Origin of the sequence: Clostridium sp. NSJ-145 (assembly GCF_021044725.1) — a bacterium.
Taxonomy (GTDB): Bacteria; Bacillota; Clostridia; order Clostridiales; family Clostridiaceae; genus Clostridium; species Clostridium disporicum_B.
The window spans coordinates 24,665-41,030 of the sequence record NZ_JAJNOS010000005.1 but is presented as its reverse complement, the minus strand read 5'-3'; the positions used below and the strand labels follow the sequence as shown (position 1 = coordinate 41,030).

12 protein-coding genes and 1 other annotated feature are annotated in these 16,366 nt (G+C 29.5%); of the genes, 1 reads left to right on the top strand and 11 read right to left on the bottom strand.

All coding sequences use genetic code 11. The annotated features are described in order from the left end of the window. Positions 1-376 precede the first annotated feature (376 nt). The 10 genes from cls to LQE93_RS05875 form a co-directional block, all read right to left on the bottom strand. Positions 377-1,810: a cardiolipin synthase gene (cls, locus tag LQE93_RS05920; RefSeq protein ID WP_186839146.1), complete on the bottom strand. Its 1,434-nt coding sequence runs from the start codon at positions 1,808-1,810 to the stop codon at positions 377-379. A gap of 107 nt (positions 1,811-1,917) precedes the next feature. Continuing rightward, positions 1,918-2,505: a TetR/AcrR family transcriptional regulator gene (locus LQE93_RS05915; RefSeq protein ID WP_186839145.1), complete on the bottom strand. Its 588-nt coding sequence runs from the start codon at positions 2,503-2,505 to the stop codon at positions 1,918-1,920. A 182-nt stretch (positions 2,506-2,687) separates the two neighbouring features. After that, positions 2,688-4,496, bottom strand: a complete 1,809-nt coding sequence (locus LQE93_RS05910; RefSeq protein ID WP_231072604.1) for a flavocytochrome c — start codon at positions 4,494-4,496, stop codon at positions 2,688-2,690. Between the two features lie 302 nt (positions 4,497-4,798). Further along, complete coding sequence (locus LQE93_RS05905; protein WP_186839601.1) at positions 4,799-5,341, bottom strand: NADH peroxidase; 543 nt, start codon at positions 5,339-5,341, stop codon at positions 4,799-4,801. Between the two features lie 114 nt (positions 5,342-5,455). Next, positions 5,456-5,998 carry an NADH peroxidase gene (locus LQE93_RS05900; protein ID WP_186839600.1) on the bottom strand — a complete coding sequence of 181 codons (543 nt, stop codon included), beginning with the start codon at positions 5,996-5,998 and terminating at the stop codon, positions 5,456-5,458. 402 nt (positions 5,999-6,400) lie between these two features. Further along, entirely contained in the window at positions 6,401-8,647 is a 2,247-nt protein-coding gene (locus LQE93_RS05895; protein WP_231072603.1) for a HAMP domain-containing sensor histidine kinase, read from the bottom strand. Continuing rightward, positions 8,622-9,335: a response regulator transcription factor gene (locus LQE93_RS05890; RefSeq protein WP_055265244.1), complete on the bottom strand. Its 714-nt coding sequence runs from the start codon at positions 9,333-9,335 to the stop codon at positions 8,622-8,624. The genes LQE93_RS05895 and LQE93_RS05890 overlap by 26 nt, the downstream gene beginning before the upstream one ends. A 289-nt stretch (positions 9,336-9,624) precedes the next feature. Further along, positions 9,625-10,833, bottom strand: coding sequence for a NupC/NupG family nucleoside CNT transporter (locus tag LQE93_RS05885; RefSeq protein ID WP_055265246.1), 1,209 nt, complete (start codon positions 10,831-10,833; stop codon positions 9,625-9,627). 67 nt (positions 10,834-10,900) lie between these two features. Then, positions 10,901-11,263: a YccF domain-containing protein gene (locus LQE93_RS05880; RefSeq protein ID WP_055265248.1), complete on the bottom strand. Its 363-nt coding sequence runs from the start codon at positions 11,261-11,263 to the stop codon at positions 10,901-10,903. Between the two features lie 243 nt (positions 11,264-11,506). Next, a complete protein-coding gene (locus LQE93_RS05875; protein ID WP_231072601.1) occupies positions 11,507-12,715 on the bottom strand; it encodes a NupC/NupG family nucleoside CNT transporter in 1,209 nt (402 codons plus the stop codon). A gap of 194 nt (positions 12,716-12,909) precedes the next feature. Next, positions 12,910-13,128 (top strand) — a binding site (T-box leader). Positions 13,129-13,182: 54 nt separating this feature from the next. Here LQE93_RS05875 and leuS point away from each other — a divergent pair. After that, positions 13,183-15,633, top strand: coding sequence for a leucine--tRNA ligase (gene leuS / locus LQE93_RS05870; protein WP_231072600.1), 2,451 nt, complete (start codon positions 13,183-13,185; stop codon positions 15,631-15,633). A 112-nt stretch (positions 15,634-15,745) separates the two neighbouring features. On the opposite strand, the gene LQE93_RS05865 is transcribed toward leuS, so the two are convergent. Next, positions 15,746-16,114, bottom strand: coding sequence for a DUF5658 family protein (locus LQE93_RS05865; RefSeq protein ID WP_231072598.1), 369 nt, complete (start codon positions 16,112-16,114; stop codon positions 15,746-15,748). Between the last annotated feature and the right edge of the window lie 252 nt (positions 16,115-16,366).

Below are 16,366 nucleotides of genomic sequence, written 5' to 3'. Positions count from 1 at the left end.
ATTTAAATGAAACTCGCTACTCACATACGTTCGTAGGAGTATTTCAAACTAGCCAAATTTAAATTTGGAGTTTAAATATAAAAAGAGAACTCTTAATGAGTTCTCTTTGATATAACAAAATTATTAACACTTATTTATATAACATTATAAAAATGTGTACTATTATTATACTCCCATTAAGATAGAATTATATTTATTTTTGCAAAAGAAATAGCCAGCGCTAAAATAAAAGCCCCAGAACATAAAAAAGTAAAAATAGCTATATAATTTTGCAAATAATTCTTTTCTTAATCCTTTCATAATAATACCTCGTATAATGTTTTATTTTTCTCTTGTGTTAATTATACCAATTTTAACCATATTGTCAACACGCATTTTATAAGATAGGAGCAATTAGCCTTATTAATGACTCTTTAATTCTAAGGGATCTACTTCTATTATCGTACTCTTTCTTGGTGACAAGCTTACACTTTTCTTGATCTTTATAAAAAATATTTTCTTGTTCTTTTGATATTTCCTCATTATACATAATAGCATTTACTTCAAAGTTTAATTTAAAGCTTCTTATATCCAAATTCGCTGTCCCAATACTACATACTTTTCCATCTGATACTATAGTTTTTGCATGTATAAAGCCTTTTTGATATCTATAAAATTTAATTCCATAATCAAGTAATAGTCCAATATTAGCACTTAACATCCATTCCATAAAAAAGTGATCTGGCTTTCCAGGAACCATTATCCTTACATCAACGCCTGATAATGCTGATATCTTTAATGCTTCTATAACAGGTCCATCTGGAACTAGATATGGTGTTTGAATATATACATATTCTTTGGCATCATTAATAATTTTCATATATGCATTCTTAATATACTCTTCCATATGGTCTGGCCCAGAAGATACTATTTGCATACCTACATCTCCATAAATCTTATGCTCTGGGAAAAACTCCGTCATATCATTTATATTTTCCTCTGCAGCATAATCCCAATCCAAGATAAATCTCTTATTTAATTCATTTACAGCCTCACCTTGAACCCTTATATGAGTATCTCTCCAGAACTCAAACTGTTTTCCTCTATTTACATATTCGTTTCCTACATTAAATCCACCAACATAACCTATATCTCCATCTATTACAACTATTTTTCTATGGTTTCTATAATTTATACGGGTATTTATATGAGGTAATATTCCTGGGAAAAATACTGAAAATTTGATTCCTATGCTTTCAATATATCGTATTTCTTTCTTTTTAAGACTCTTAGAGCCCATTCCATCTACTAATAATCTTACTTCTACACCTTCTTCAATTTTTAACTTAAGCTCATTTATCAAAGCTTTTCCTAAATCATCAAATCTAAAGATATAGTACTCTATATGTATAAATTTTTTAGCGTTTCTTATATCATTAAATAGATCTCTAAACTTATCCTCTCCATTTATATAAGTTTTAACATCATTTCCATTAGTAAATATTGACCCTGAATGATTATAATTCATAAGTATTAAGCTCTTATAATTATCTATAAACTTTTTATCATCCTTTTTAGATAATTCATGTTTCTCTTTTACTGCTTTAGTCTTAACTTTATCTATTATCTTTTTTTCCCTAAACAATTTTTGTCTACTTAGATTTTGGCCAAACATTAAATATATTATAAACCCTATACCTGGTAATATTAATAATATCAATAACCATGCCCATGTAGTATCAGGCTCTTTTCTCTCAATAAATATTAACGAGAACACTAATACCATATTTATAAAAAATATTAATGCTGCTAAAAATATATACGCTCCCAATATTTCACCAACTTCCCTTATTATATTTATATACAATTAATATTATATACTATATTAATCTTTGCTAATACAAAGGCTACTTCTTTAATTTTTATAAAATATTTTTACTATCTTTTAATGCCTCTTACAAATATACTGATACTATTTCTTATTTGTGCAACTAAATCATACTGACCCTGGAACTTACACCAATCAAAAACTATTCCTCTAATATTTATTAATATCATATTTGAAATTTCTTCTGTACTAAAGTCAGTATTAATTTGTTCTTTTTCTTTAGCCCTTTTTATTATGTTAAATATAATCCTATTTATATCTCTTTCTATAGATCTATAAATCTGATCAGATTCAGTATTAATTGCTGCTCCAAATATTTGTTTTGCTACACTTAACCCACTATCAGCTACGAATCTACCATACTCTTCTGAAAATGTAATTATATTTTTTAGTTCATCTTCATCACTTAATTTTTCTATCTCAATCTCGCTTAAATACTCATCAACACTTGTATATAATTGAATTATTATATCTCCTTTATCATTAAAATAATGATAAAAAGTTCCTATAGAAATATTAGCTGCCTTGCATATACCTCTTACCGTTACATTTTCAAATCCTATTTCATCCATAATGCTCTTTGTAGCCTCAATTATTTGTTTTCTTTTTTCTATTTGCTTTCTAGTGCATTTGCTCATATCTATACTCCTGAAATACTCTTGCATTCTATTTAATATTTTATACTATTTTATCATAAGGTACCTATAATCACCACTTTACTTTATCTATTCAATTAAATAAATTAGGCCATAGAAGAAAACTTCTATGGCCTATATAATAATAATCAATTTAGGGGATTAACTATTATCTGCTTATATTCTTATTTGTTTGCTTTAGCTGCATTTTCACCTGCAATTCTTCCAAATACAGTTATATCTGCAAGAGCATTTCCACCTAATCTATTTGATCCGTGGATTCCTCCTGTTACTTCTCCAGCTGCGAATAATCCTGAAATAACTTCTCCATTAGTATTTACAACTTCAGCATTAGTGTTTATCTTAACTCCACCCATTGTATGGTGAACTGTTGGCTTTCTAGCTGCTGCATAGAATGGTGCTGTATCTATTTTATTCGCAAATAAAGTTCTTCCAAACTCATCTTCTGCTCCATCAACAGCTTCATTAAATTTATTAACAGCATTTATAAAGTTATCTTTATCTACACCCATCATTTCAGCTAATTCTTCTAAAGTATCAGCTTTATAAGCTCTTCCTGCTTCAACTAACTCATCTATAGTTTCGTTAAAGTTATTTTTTGTATCTCCTGTTGGATATGAGTGTTGGTCAACAACTATCCACATAAAGTCATCAGTTTGCTCAAATAAAGCTTTAGTCATAACGTCTCTACGTTCACCTTCATCAACAAATCTATTACCTTCTTTGTTAATAAATATACGATCTTCAACGCCTTGCTCTATATTACCAGTAAGACTTCCTGTTTCAGGATCACCCATTGGTAGTAATTGAATTTTATCCATACCCACTAATTCAGCACCTATAGCTTCAGCCATAACAACACCATCTCCAGTAGCTCCTGGATGATTAGTAGTACCTATTGATTCATCTAAAGTTCCCCAAATACCATCATATTCTTGTCTCATCTCAACATTAGCACCAAATCCGCCAGTAGCTAATATTACACCGTTATTTGCTTTTATAGTTACTTTATTTCCTTTAGAACCTTCAGCTATAACTCCAACTACTTTTCCATCTTCTACGATAAGTTCAGTAGCTTTTGTTTCTAGCATAACTTCCACATTATTTTCTTCTAAATATGGCATATATGCTTGTTCAAAATATCCTGTACCTAAAGGTAAAACTGGTTTATGAGCTCTTGGCCATAATCCACCTAAAACAGTGAATACCTCATCCTTAAATTGCATGCCTAAACTTTCAAGCCACTCAATTCCTGAGTAAGCATTTTCAGTAAGTGTCTTTACTAATTCTGGATTTCCTAAATTGTCTCCACCCTCTAAAGTTTGCTCATAATGCTTTTCAACTGAGTCCTCTATTCCTTGTGCTTTTTGTCTCACTGGGTCAACAGCATTGTAAGCAGTACCAGATATCATAGTATTACCACCAACTTTACCCATTTTTTCAATTATTAATACTTCAGCTCCATTTTGGTGCGCTGTAACTGCAGCAGCCATACCTGCTCCCCCTGCACCGATTACAAGAACGTCAGTAGTTTTTTCGATATCTTCAACTTCGACAGCATTTCCTTCTGCTCTCTTATTTAAAGCATCTATATCTACTCCTGATTGCTTAAGTGCTTCTGTTACAGCTGTTATTATAGCCATACTTGAAACAGTTGCCCCTGAAACGCTATCTACATTTACACTTTGTGTCTCAATTATTTCATTTGGAACTTTCTCAAACGCTGGGTCTGATATTCCAGGAGATTCATTATGCTCTAAAATATTTATCTCCTTAATAGATGTTTCATCGACAGTAACAGATAATTTTAAATCTGCATTATGCCCTTTCGCTGTTGCTTCATAAGTACCAGCTTTAAAAGTAATAGCTGAATCTTCTGAAGTTGATTTTTGTCCACAGCCAACTAAACCTGTGGCAATAGTTAAAGTCATTAGTGCACTAATAATAACAGTGCTTAATTTTTTTCTTTTCACTTGTAATTCCCCCCTCAAATATAGAACATGTTCTAAAACCAGTTCGAAATTATTGTATTATATTTAACAATTTTAGTCAACTATTTTTTCTATTAAATCCATTTTTTTCTTTTTTATTTGGTTTAAATATATAAAATCCACATTTATGTACATTATGAAACACTTAATTAAGTTAGTTAATAATCAAACTTTTCCTTTTAAAACATTAGATATAAACAAAAAAACCAGAAGAATTAATATCTTCTGGTTTTTATTTCATATTTTTATGATAGGTTTTGTTTTTTATTAGATTTTTCTTTTTATTATCCGAAGTATCTGTTTAATAATCCTTCGAAAGCTTTTCCGTGTCTAGCTTCATCTTTAGCCATTTCATGAACTGTGTCATGGATAGCATCTAAGTTAGCAATCTTAGCTCTCTTAGCTAAATCGAATTTACCTTCAGTTGCTCCATTTTCTGCTGCTATTCTTAATTCTAAGTTCTTCTTAGTTGAGCTTGTAACAACTTCTCCTAATAATTCAGCAAACTTAGCTGCGTGTTCTGCTTCTTCATAAGCTGCTTTTTCCCAGTAAAGACCGATTTCTGGGTAACCTTCTCTATGAGCTACTCTAGACATTGCTAAGTACATACCTACTTCACAACATTCTCCTTCAAAGTTTGCTCTTAAATCAGCCATTATATCTTCTGGACTTCCTTGTGCAACTCCGATTTCGTGTTCACAAGCCCAGTTTAATCCTTCACCTTGTTCCTTGAATTTGTCAGCTCCAACGTGACATACTGGACATTCTGCTGGTGCAGCATCTCCTTCATGAACATATCCACATACTGTACATACAAATTTCTTCATAATTAAACCCTCCATCTTTCAACAATTAATTATTATTTTATACATTTTAATTATATAGAATAATTTAGCAAAGTAAATATATTAATGGTTATTTTATAACATTTTTACAGTTTGTTAACCAAAATATCTGTTTAATAATCCTTCAAAAGCTTTTCCGTGTCTAGCTTCATCTTTAGCCATTTCATGAACTGTGTCATGGATAGCATCTAAGTTAGCAATCTTAGCTCTCTTAGCTAAATCAAATTTACCTTCAGTTGCTCCATTTTCTGCTGCTATTCTTAATTCTAAGTTCTTCTTAGTTGAGCTTGTAACAACTTCTCCTAATAATTCAGCAAACTTAGCTGCGTGTTCTGCTTCTTCATAAGCTGCTTTTTCCCAGTAAAGACCGATTTCTGGGTAACCTTCTCTATGCGCTACTCTTGCCATTGCTAAGTACATACCAACTTCACAACATTCTCCTTCAAAGTTTGCTCTTAAATCAGCCATTATATCTTCTGGACTTCCTTGTGCAACTCCAATTTCGTGTTCACAAGCCCAGTTTAATCCTTCACCTTGTTCCTTGAATTTGTCAGCTCCAACGTGACATACTGGACATTCTGCTGGTGCAGCATCTCCTTCATGAACATATCCACATACTGTACATACAAATTTCTTCATAATTAAATCCTCCTATTTATTCAAACATTTATTATCTATCTTCTAACATCTTTTACTCTTTGTCTTACGATTTATTATCAGTGCTTAATGCACCTTACATTTATTATTATATAATAATAATTATTAATTGCAAGTCTTTTTTTGAAATTTTTTAAATATTTTTTATAGTTGATAATGACTCTCAGTTATTGAAACATCTTATTTTCCAATATATTATTTGATATTAATTATCATTTGATAATATTATCATTTAAGCATAAAAAAGACTACCATCATTTCTAATGGTAGTCTTTTTAAAGTACTTTTATCCAATTTTATTATCTAACAATTATTATCTATTAATAATATCATAGTGATTTTTCATTCTAACTCAATCCTATAATATTATATAATTTATTAAACTTAACTACATTTCAGAGTTATTATGGATTTAAACAAATCACCATCTACTTCTATATAAAATGTTCCTCCATGTAGTTCCACTATACTCTTAGCTATAGCAAGCCCTAAACCTGAACCTTCACTAGTACGTGCTTCATCTGCTCTCTTAAACCTTTCAGTTATCTCATTAACGTCAAAGTTCAATTCATATGCAGCAATATTTTTCATCACTATTTTTACACACTCATCTTCTTTAATAATATCTATATATACTCTAGTATTCTCCATAGAATATTTAACTATATTAGAAATTAAGTTTTCAAATACTCTATATAATCTTTTTCCATCACCTTTTATAAACACTTTTTCTTCAGGAGTATTTACTCTTAAGCTTAATCCATGATTACTTATTCTTTCATCATTTTCACCAAGCACTTGTTTAAGCAATTGAACTATTTCAATCTTTTCAATATTGAGTTCCATTGCTCCACTAGCAGCTTTTGACGCTTCAAATAAATCATCTATTAAGACCTTTAATCGCTGTGCTTTATTATCAAGTACATTAACATAATCTCTTGCTGATTCTGGCTCTATATCTTCCCTTTTCAAAAGATCAATATAATTTATTATCGAAGTTAATGGAGTTTTTAAATCATGAGATACATTAGTTATAAGCTCCGTTTTCATTCTTTCACTTTTGACTTCATTTTGAAGAGACTCCCTTAGCCCCTCTTTCATATTATTGATATTATGAGCTAAGTCTCTAAATCTGCCTTGACCTTTTTCTTCAATCTTATAAGTTAATCTTCCTTCAGCTCCATCTTTGGCCCCATCCATTATTTTTTCTAAATAAGCTAATTTTTTAAGAACTATAATAATAAATATTATGGTTACTACTATTCCTGCAATTAAAAATACCGGAAATAAATCATATGCTACCATAGCCATAAATAATAGTATTCCTCCAATTGTAGCATATATTAAAAACATTAATAAAATACTTCTAAATATTGATCCATTTTTCATCAATACTTGAATTTGAGCCCACAGTTTTACACTAATATTATTTTTTAATATAGTTTTTTCCTTGTAATTTAAGTATAAATCTCTTAATAAGATATACCAAACTCCAAAAAGAATTGCTGTTAATATAATATTTTTAAAATTAAACCACGATATATATCCCTTATAATATATCGATGATCTACTCATCATATATATTATCCAAATTCCTAATCCAACTGCTAATTTGTACTCTATTGGATAATCCTTTATTTTATTTATTATTATATCTATTATATTATTAATATAATTCTTCTTTTTTAACACTCGTGCTATACATAAAAGAATTAAAACTGATACAAGTAAAACTACTCCGCTAAGTAAAAGTCTATTTCTATTTTCATTAGCTATTTGCCATGCTGAGTATACTGAATCTCCCTTTGCTATCTGCTTAGGAACCCAAACATAAGCTACTATATTATGATTTTCAATCGAATCAGCATCATAGCCTTCATATTTTGTTTCACTTGAAACTACACTTTCATAGTACGTATAAGGATAATAATAATCATAATAATTATAATAATCCTCTTCTTCTATGCTTTTTCCATCTACGTAAATATTCTTACTTAACTTTCCGTTAGTAGCTATATTTATTTCTGCAAAATATCCGCTATTAGTTTTTAGATTGGCTATATCTTTCTTCTCATTACTAATCCATTTTTTTGTTGTTTCATCATAAGCACTAAAATTTAAGTTTTTATAAGAATTTAATTCATTACTCAAAGTATTGTAACTTTTAATTTTTCTTTCTAATACATATTGCTCAAACTCATCATCTGTAAAATTATATTTATCCTCTACTTCTTTGCTTACTTCTTCTATTTTCTTTTCTATCCGCTCATCTGACATGTATTTAAAACTTGAATCATTATATAATGAATTAATTTTCTCCGATGTCTCAGATTCTATCTTTACTCTTATTTCATCTTTACATATCTCTATATCATTTTCCGTTATGTTCTCTTTATCTTTTGCATAATCCGAAGACTTATAAAACAAAGAATAATCTACAGCTTTTGCAGCATAACTTTCTATTTCACTATTTAATTCTCCACCTAAATATAATGACTTCTCAGAAAAAAATCTGTAATTATTTCTAATTTCCATTACAGATAAAAATATAGATGAAGATAGTATAAGAATTAAACCATAAATTATATAATCAGAATATTTACTTTTAATATTTTTCAATTTTGTATCCAATACCCCACACCACCTTTAAATATTTTGGATCTTTAGGATTTATTTCAATCTTTTCTCTAATCCTTCTAATATGAACTGCCACAGTATTTTCAGCATTATAACTTGGCTCTTTCCACACTTTTTCATAAATTTCATCTATAGAAAATACTCTTCCTTGATTTCTTAAAAGTAATTCTAGTATCCCAAATTCTGTGGCTGTTACCTTAATAATTTCACCGTCTACTACAACTTCTTTACTATCAAGATTTAAAGATAAACCACCACTACTAATTATTGAATTAGATTCTCCTCTTTGTTGTACAGTTCCGAAATTTCCAAGCATAGTATATCTTCTAAGCTGTGATTTAACTCTTGCAATCATTTCTAACGGATTAAATGGCTTAGTTATATAATCATCAGCACCCATATTTAAACCTAATATTTTATCTGTGTCCTCAGATTTTGCTGATATTAATATAATAGGAATGTTTTTTTCTTCTCTTATTTTCATAGTTGTTCTAAGTCCATCCATTTTAGGCATCATTATATCCATTAAAATAAGATGTACTTCTTTTTCTATTAAAGCTTCTATAGCCTGCATACCATCATAAGCCTTAATAACTTCAATCCCTTCATTTTTTAAATATATATCAATTGCTTCAACTATCTCCTTATCGTCATCTACTACTAATACTCTATTTTTATTCATATGTTCCTACTCCCCTTTCTTCATTTATTTATTATATCATGAGAATTATCATATCATCCTCTTTTAAGACTTCTAACAATCTAGATTCTTCTTATATATATAATAGAATAGAAATCTTACAATTCTTTCAAGATAATTATTAAAAATTTCTTAAGATAAAAAATTCTAAGTTAACATAAAAAGTAATATATAAAATTACTTTAGAATTTTTTAAATATAATTTTATAAACAAAAAAATAACCCCTAAGGTTATCTAATAATTAGATTTACCTCAGAGGTATTATTTAAACTATATTGTTAATAAAAGTCCTGCTATTGTTGCGCTTAGAAGATTAGCTAAAGTTCCTGCTATAATAGCTTTCCATCCTAATCTTGCTATGTCACCTTTTCTACTTGGTGCCATACCACCAATTCCACCAATAAGAATTGCTATAGATGAAATATTAGCAAAACCGCATAGTGAGAACGTTGCTATTGCTGCAGCTTTAGTAGATAATGTTGCCATTAGTGGTGAAAGGCTTGTAAATGCAACGAATTCATTTAATACAATCTTTTGTCCTATTAATGAACCTACTGTAATTGATTCTTTCATCGGTACACCAATTATTGTTGCTACTGGTGCAAAAATATATCCTAAAATAGATTGTAAGCTTAAGTTAGCTATTCCAAAGAATCCTCCAATCCATCCTATTAATCCATTAATAAGTGCTATTAAAGCTACAAATGCTAAAAGTATTGCTGCTATATTTAAAACTAAACCTAATCCATCTATAGCACCTTTAGCCGCTGCATCAACAACATTTGCTGAATCATCTTTTACCATTTCAACTTGTTCATTTGCTTTTGCTTGTTTTAATTCAGGTATTATAATCTTAGCCATAATAAGTCCTGCAGGAGCTGCCATAAAGCTTGCAGATACTAAATATTCTATTGGAATACCAAGTAATGAATATCCAACTAATACTGATCCAGATACAGATGCAACTCCTCCAACCATTACAGTGAAAAGCTCTGACTCAGTTAATTTTTCAACATAAGGTCTTATTAAAAGCGGTGCTTCTGTTTGACTTAAGAATATATTACCAGAAGCTGATAAACTTTCTAACTTTGATGTTCCTAAAAGTTTGGATAGTGCCCCACCTATTATTTTTATTACAAATTGCATTACACCTAAATAATACAGAACTGCTACTATTGCTGATGTAAAAATAATTACTCCCAATACATTAACTGCAAATATACTTCCATCATTATTTAGTGAACCAAATAAAAATTTTATCCCTTCATTTGCATAGTTTATTACAGATTGTACTCCTAATGCTATTTTGCTTAATACAAATTTACCTACGCTCCATTTTAATGCAGCAACAGCAAATCCGAATTGAATTAAAAATCCAATTATAATTGTTCTCCAGTTTATTTTCTTCTTATTATTTGATAATAAGAAAGCTACTAGAAAAATAAAAACAATTCCTACTATACTGTTTAAAATTGCCATATTTTCTCCTTTTCTTTTGTATAAATTTATTTAACTTTAGTACTTTTAAATACCAAGTTTAATATGCTTATTTTACTTTTTTCCCAAAGGGCATTAATGATAGTTTGGCTAACTTTAAACTTTGAACTGCAAATGGTATACCTACTATTGTTATACATAAAATCAATGCACTTATAAGATTAGCTATGCATAATTCAAATCCACCAAAGATTATCCAAAATATATTTAAAATAAGGCTTGTACTACTATCGCTTACAGTTATAACTTCTTTTCCAAATGGTGAGAATTGTAGCTTTGCCATTTTGAAACATTGTTTTCCCACAGGTATTCCAACTATAGTTATGCACCATAATATTCCTGTAAATATCCATCCTATAGCTCCAAAGAATCCGCCAAATATTATCCACACTATATTTCCTAAACAGCTCATATCTTTACCTCCTATTTTAAATATAAAACATTACAAACATTCTTATTATATAAAAATTTTTCATAATATCAATACTCAAAATAATACAATTTAAATTTTCCTATATTATAATACAATTAAAATTTGTCATTATATCAATAACCTATTTAATAAATATCTATATTAAGTTATTAATTTTATCAATAAAAAATACCCTCTAAAGCTATCTAATAATTAGATCTATCTCAGAGGGTATTATTTAAACTATATTGTTAATAAAAGTCCTGCTATAGTTGCGCTTAGAAGGTTAGCTAAAGTTCCCGCTATAATAGCTTTCCATCCTAATCTCGCTATATCACCTTTTCTACTCGGTGCCATACCACCAATTCCACCAATAAGGATTGCTATAGATGAAATATTAGCAAAGCCACATAGTGAGAATGTTGCTATTGCTGAAGCTTTAGCAGATAATGTTTCCATTAGTGGTGAAAGACTTGTAAATGCTACGAATTCATTTAATATAATCTTTTGACCTATTAACGAACCTACTGCAATTGATTCTTTCATCGGCACACCAATTATTGTTGCTACTGGTGCAAAAATATATCCTAAAATAGATTGTAAGCTTAGGTTAGCTATTCCGAAGAATCCTCCACCCCATCCTATTACACCATTAATAAGTGCTATTAAAGCTACAAATGCTAAAAGTATTGCCGCTATATTTAAAACTAAACCTAATCCATCTATAGCCCCTTTAGCTGCTGCATCAACAACATTTGCAGAATCGTCTTTTACCATTTCTATTTGATCATTTACTTTTGCTTGTTTTAATTCAGGTATTATAATCTTTGCCATAATCAATCCTGCTGGTGCTGACATAAAGCTTGCAGATACTAAGTATTCTATTGGAATACCTAATAAAGAGTATCCAACTAAAATTGAACCTGAAACTGAAGCTAATCCACCAACCATTACTGTGAATAGTTCTGATTCAGTAAGTTTTTCAACATAAGGCTTAATTAAAAGTGGTGCTTCTGTTTGACCTAAGAATATATTAGCTGAAGCTGATATAGTTTCTAACTTAGAAGTACCTAAAAGTTTAGATAAGGCTCCACCTATTATTTTTATAACAAATTGCATAATACCTAAGTAGTATAATACTGAAACTACTGCTGATATGAATATTATTACCCCTAATACATTAACTGCAAATATACTTCCATCATTAGTTAATGAACCAAATAAGAATTTTATTCCTTCATTTGCATAGTTTATTACAGACTGTACTCCTAATGCTATTTTGCTTAATATAAATTTACCTACGCTCCATTTTAATGCAGCAAGCGCAAATCCAAATTGAATTAAAAATCCAATTATAATAGTTCTCCAATTTATCTTTTTCTTGTTGTTTGAAAGCAAAAAAGCTACTAGGAATATAAATGCTATCCCTAGAATACTGTTTAAAATTGCCATAAAAACACTCCATCCTTTGTAAAATATTATTTCTTAGTTTAGTTTTATCAAAAATGCATTTAATATTCTTATTAGATAATTAATCATATATTATAATTTCATATATTAATTTATAATATTGTCTTTCATTTTTTATATCATTATTGACTTATCACAACCACTTACTATATAATTAATACATATTTTTATAAATAATTATTGCACTGATAAGGAGTAGTACTATATTTTTGTAATCTATAGAGAGCTGTTGTTTGGTGGAAAACAGTGATACAATTATAGGAACTTGCCTTTGAGCTTACTTGTTAAAAGCAAGTACGGATTCCCCGTTACGGATTTGAGTGAAAACTTTAAACTGTTATAAGTTAAAGTTTTAATAAGAGTGGTACCGCGAAACAATGCCTTTCGTCTCTTAATTGAGATGAGGGCTTTTTTTAATTTATAATTGACTAAACGAGGAGGTTTTAAATATGAGTAACTACGGAACTGCCATAGATAAAAAATGGCAAAAAAAGTGGGAAGAAACTGAACTTTATAAATTTAATCCTGATGCCGAAGGTGAAAAGCTTTATGTTTTAGAGATGTTCTCTTATCCATCAGGAAGCCAATTACATGCTGGTCACTGGTTTAACTATGGACCTGTTGATTCTTGGGCAAGATTAAAAAAGATGCAAGGCTACAACGTATTCCAACCAATGGGATTTGATGCTTTCGGATTACCAGCTGAAAACTTTGCAATTAAAACAGGTATCCACCCTTGGGATTCTACAGAAAAGAATATCAAGACAATGGAAGAACAATTAAGAGCTATGGGGGCTATGTTTAACTGGGAAAATGAAGTTATAACTTGTACTCCTGAATATTATAAATGGACTCAATGGGTGTTCTTACAATTATTAAAGAACGGATTAGCTTACAGAAAGAAAGCTCCTGTAAACTGGTGTCCATCTTGTAATACAGTTTTAGCTAATGAGCAAGTAGTTGATGGTGCTTGTGAAAGATGTTCAACAGAAGTTACTAAAAAAGACTTAACTCAATGGTTCTTCAAAATAACTGAGTATGCTGATGAACTGTTAGAAAAACTAGATACTTTAGATTGGCCTGAAAAGACAGTTGCTATGCAAAAGCACTGGATAGGAAAATCTACTGGTGCTGAAGTTACTTTCAAGGTTAAGGATTCAGATCTTAGCTTTGATGTATTCACAACTAGAGTTGATACTTTAAATGGTGTTACTTATGTTGTTTTAGCTCCTGAAAATGAATTAGTAGATAAATTAACTACTGCTGAAAATAAAGCTGCAGTTGAAGAATATAAAGAGGCTGCTAAGAAGCAATCTGATATAGAAAGACAATCTCTATCAAGAGAAAAAACTGGTGTATTTACTGGTTCATATGCTATAAATCCTATAAACGGTAAAGAAGTTCCAATCTGGGTTGGTGACTACGTACTTGCAACTTACGGTACTGGTGCTGTTATGGCTGTTCCTGCTCATGATGAAAGAGATTTTGCTTTTGCTACTAAATTTAACTTACCAATAGAAAGAGTTATAGTGAGCAAAAAAGGTGAAGAAATCGAACTTCCATACTGTGAATATGGAAAACTAGTTAACTCTGGAGAATTTGATGGATTAACTACTGAAGAAGCTAAGGAGGCTATAGTTGCAAAACTTTCTGAGAACAACTTAGGTTCTGCTAAAGTTAATTACAGATTAAGAGACTGGTTAGTTTCAAGACAAAGATACTGGGGTGCTCCAATTCCAATAATATACTGTGATGATTGTGGTGCTGTTCCAGTTCCAGAAAAAGATCTTCCAGTTGAATTACCTTACAACGTTGAGTTTGCTCCAGATGGTAAATCACCACTTGCTAAGTGTGAAGAGTTCGTAAATACTACTTGTCCTTGCTGTGGTAAACCAGCTAAGAGAGAAGTTGATACATTAGATACATTCGTATGTTCATCTTGGTATCAAATGAGATATGTTGATAATAAAAACACTGAAAAGGCATTTGATAAGGAATTAGTAGATAAGATGCTTCCAGTTGACAAATATGTTGGTGGACCAGAGCATGCTTGTATGCACTTATTATATGCAAGATTTATTACTAAAGCTTTAAGAGATATGGGTTACTTAAGCTTCGATGAACCATTTAAGAGCTTAACTCACCAAGGACTTATCCTAGGACCAGACGGATTAAAGATGTCAAAATCTAAAGGAAATACAATATCTCCAGATGATTATATTAAAGAATACGGTGCTGACGTATTTAGAATGTACCTAATGTTTGGTTTTGCTTACACAGAAGGTGGAGCTTGGAGTGATGATGGTATTAAGTCAGTAGCTAGATTCGTTGATAGAATAGAAAGATACCTTGATATGTGTAGAGAAGCTATTCAAAGTGGTGAAAATAATAAAACTACAATGGATAAAGCTGAAAAAGAACTAAACTTCTGGTTAAACAATGCTATTAAGGGTGTTACTGAAGATGCTGATAAGATGCAATTTAACACTGCTATAGCAAGAATGATGGAATTCATAAATGCTTTATCTAAATATATTAAAGAAGAAGTTAAGAATTTAGAATTCTTAAATACAGTTTGTGAAAGCTTTATAAAAATCTTAGCTCCATTTGCTCCTCACTTTGCTGAAGAACAATGGAATCTATTAACTGGTTCTTATTCAGTATTTAACGAAGCTTGGCCTTCATATGATGCTAAAGCTCTTGTTAAAGATGAAATAGAAATAGCTATCCAAGTTAATGGTAAGATTAAGGCTAGAATCAACGTTGCTTCTGATTTAGATGAAGAAGGAATTAAAGCTGCTGCTTTAGCTGATGAAGCTATAGTTCAAGCTACTGAAGGCAAGACAATAGTTAAAGTTATAGTTATTAAAGGTAGACTTGTTAATATTGTTGTAAAGTAATTTTATAATTAACTAAATTAATTAGGCTATTGCAATTTAGTCAGTCTATAAACTAGAAAAAGGTGGATTTTTTAATCCACCTTTTTTTCATAAACTTAAGTTATAAAGCTAATTAATATTGCCAATTTAAAATCATAAATCCAACATTAAATAGATGTAATAAATTTATTAATATATAAAAACTCACTAATCCTATACTCGCAATTAATGATCTCTTAATTTCTTTTTCATTTGAATATCTACTTCTAAAGTACCAATAATAAAGAATTACTGCTATAACTACAATTTTAAAAAAGTATGGCAATAATCCATCTATTACTGGTGCTAAAAAAACATTAGCTTCTATAAACATTGTAGGTTCAAGTTTCAAAAGAAGTTTAGTAAAAAATAAATCAGATAAGTTTAATAAGTATAATATAATCAAATTTATTTTTAATTTATGATATTTATTTTCTTTTAAATAATTACTTTTAAAAAACATAATTCTCTCACTTTCATATATAAATTTGATTACTATGTTCATTGATTAAGGTACTATATATGTACTTATCTTTTAGATATTTGTAAAAGTTTTTATCGAAAATATGTTATCTATATTTTAAATTAAGAAATAAAAATTAATTGACTATATTAAAGTATTATGTAATTATATTTTAATTTTATCTTTAACTATTATATTTTCTCAAGAAATTTAGTACTACAAATTATTGTATTTTACTAACTTTTTCATATA

Bases quoted from the DNA above. Each gene is read 5' to 3' on its own strand.
- LQE93_RS05900 (WP_186839600.1), bottom strand. From the start codon at position 5,998: ATGAAGAAATTTGTATGTACAGTATGTGGATATGTTCATGAAGGAGAT.
- LQE93_RS05875 (WP_231072601.1), bottom strand. From the start codon at position 12,715: ATGGCAATTTTAAACAGTATTCTAGGGATAGCATTTATATTCCTAGTA.
- LQE93_RS05890 (WP_055265244.1), bottom strand. From the start codon at position 9,335: ATGAATAAAAATAGAGTATTAGTAGTAGATGACGATAAGGAGATAGTT.
- leuS (WP_231072600.1), top strand. From the start codon at position 13,183: ATGAGTAACTACGGAACTGCCATAGATAAAAAATGGCAAAAAAAGTGG.
- LQE93_RS05880 (WP_055265248.1), bottom strand. From the start codon at position 11,263: ATGAGCTGTTTAGGAAATATAGTGTGGATAATATTTGGCGGATTCTTT.
- LQE93_RS05905 (WP_186839601.1), bottom strand. From the start codon at position 5,341: ATGAAGAAATTTGTATGTACAGTATGTGGATATGTTCATGAAGGAGAT.
- LQE93_RS05915 (WP_186839145.1), bottom strand. From the start codon at position 2,505: ATGAGCAAATGCACTAGAAAGCAAATAGAAAAAAGAAAACAAATAATT.
- LQE93_RS05865 (WP_231072598.1), bottom strand. From the start codon at position 16,114: ATGTTTTTTAAAAGTAATTATTTAAAAGAAAATAAATATCATAAATTA.
- LQE93_RS05885 (WP_055265246.1), bottom strand. From the start codon at position 10,833: ATGGCAATTTTAAACAGTATAGTAGGAATTGTTTTTATTTTTCTAGTA.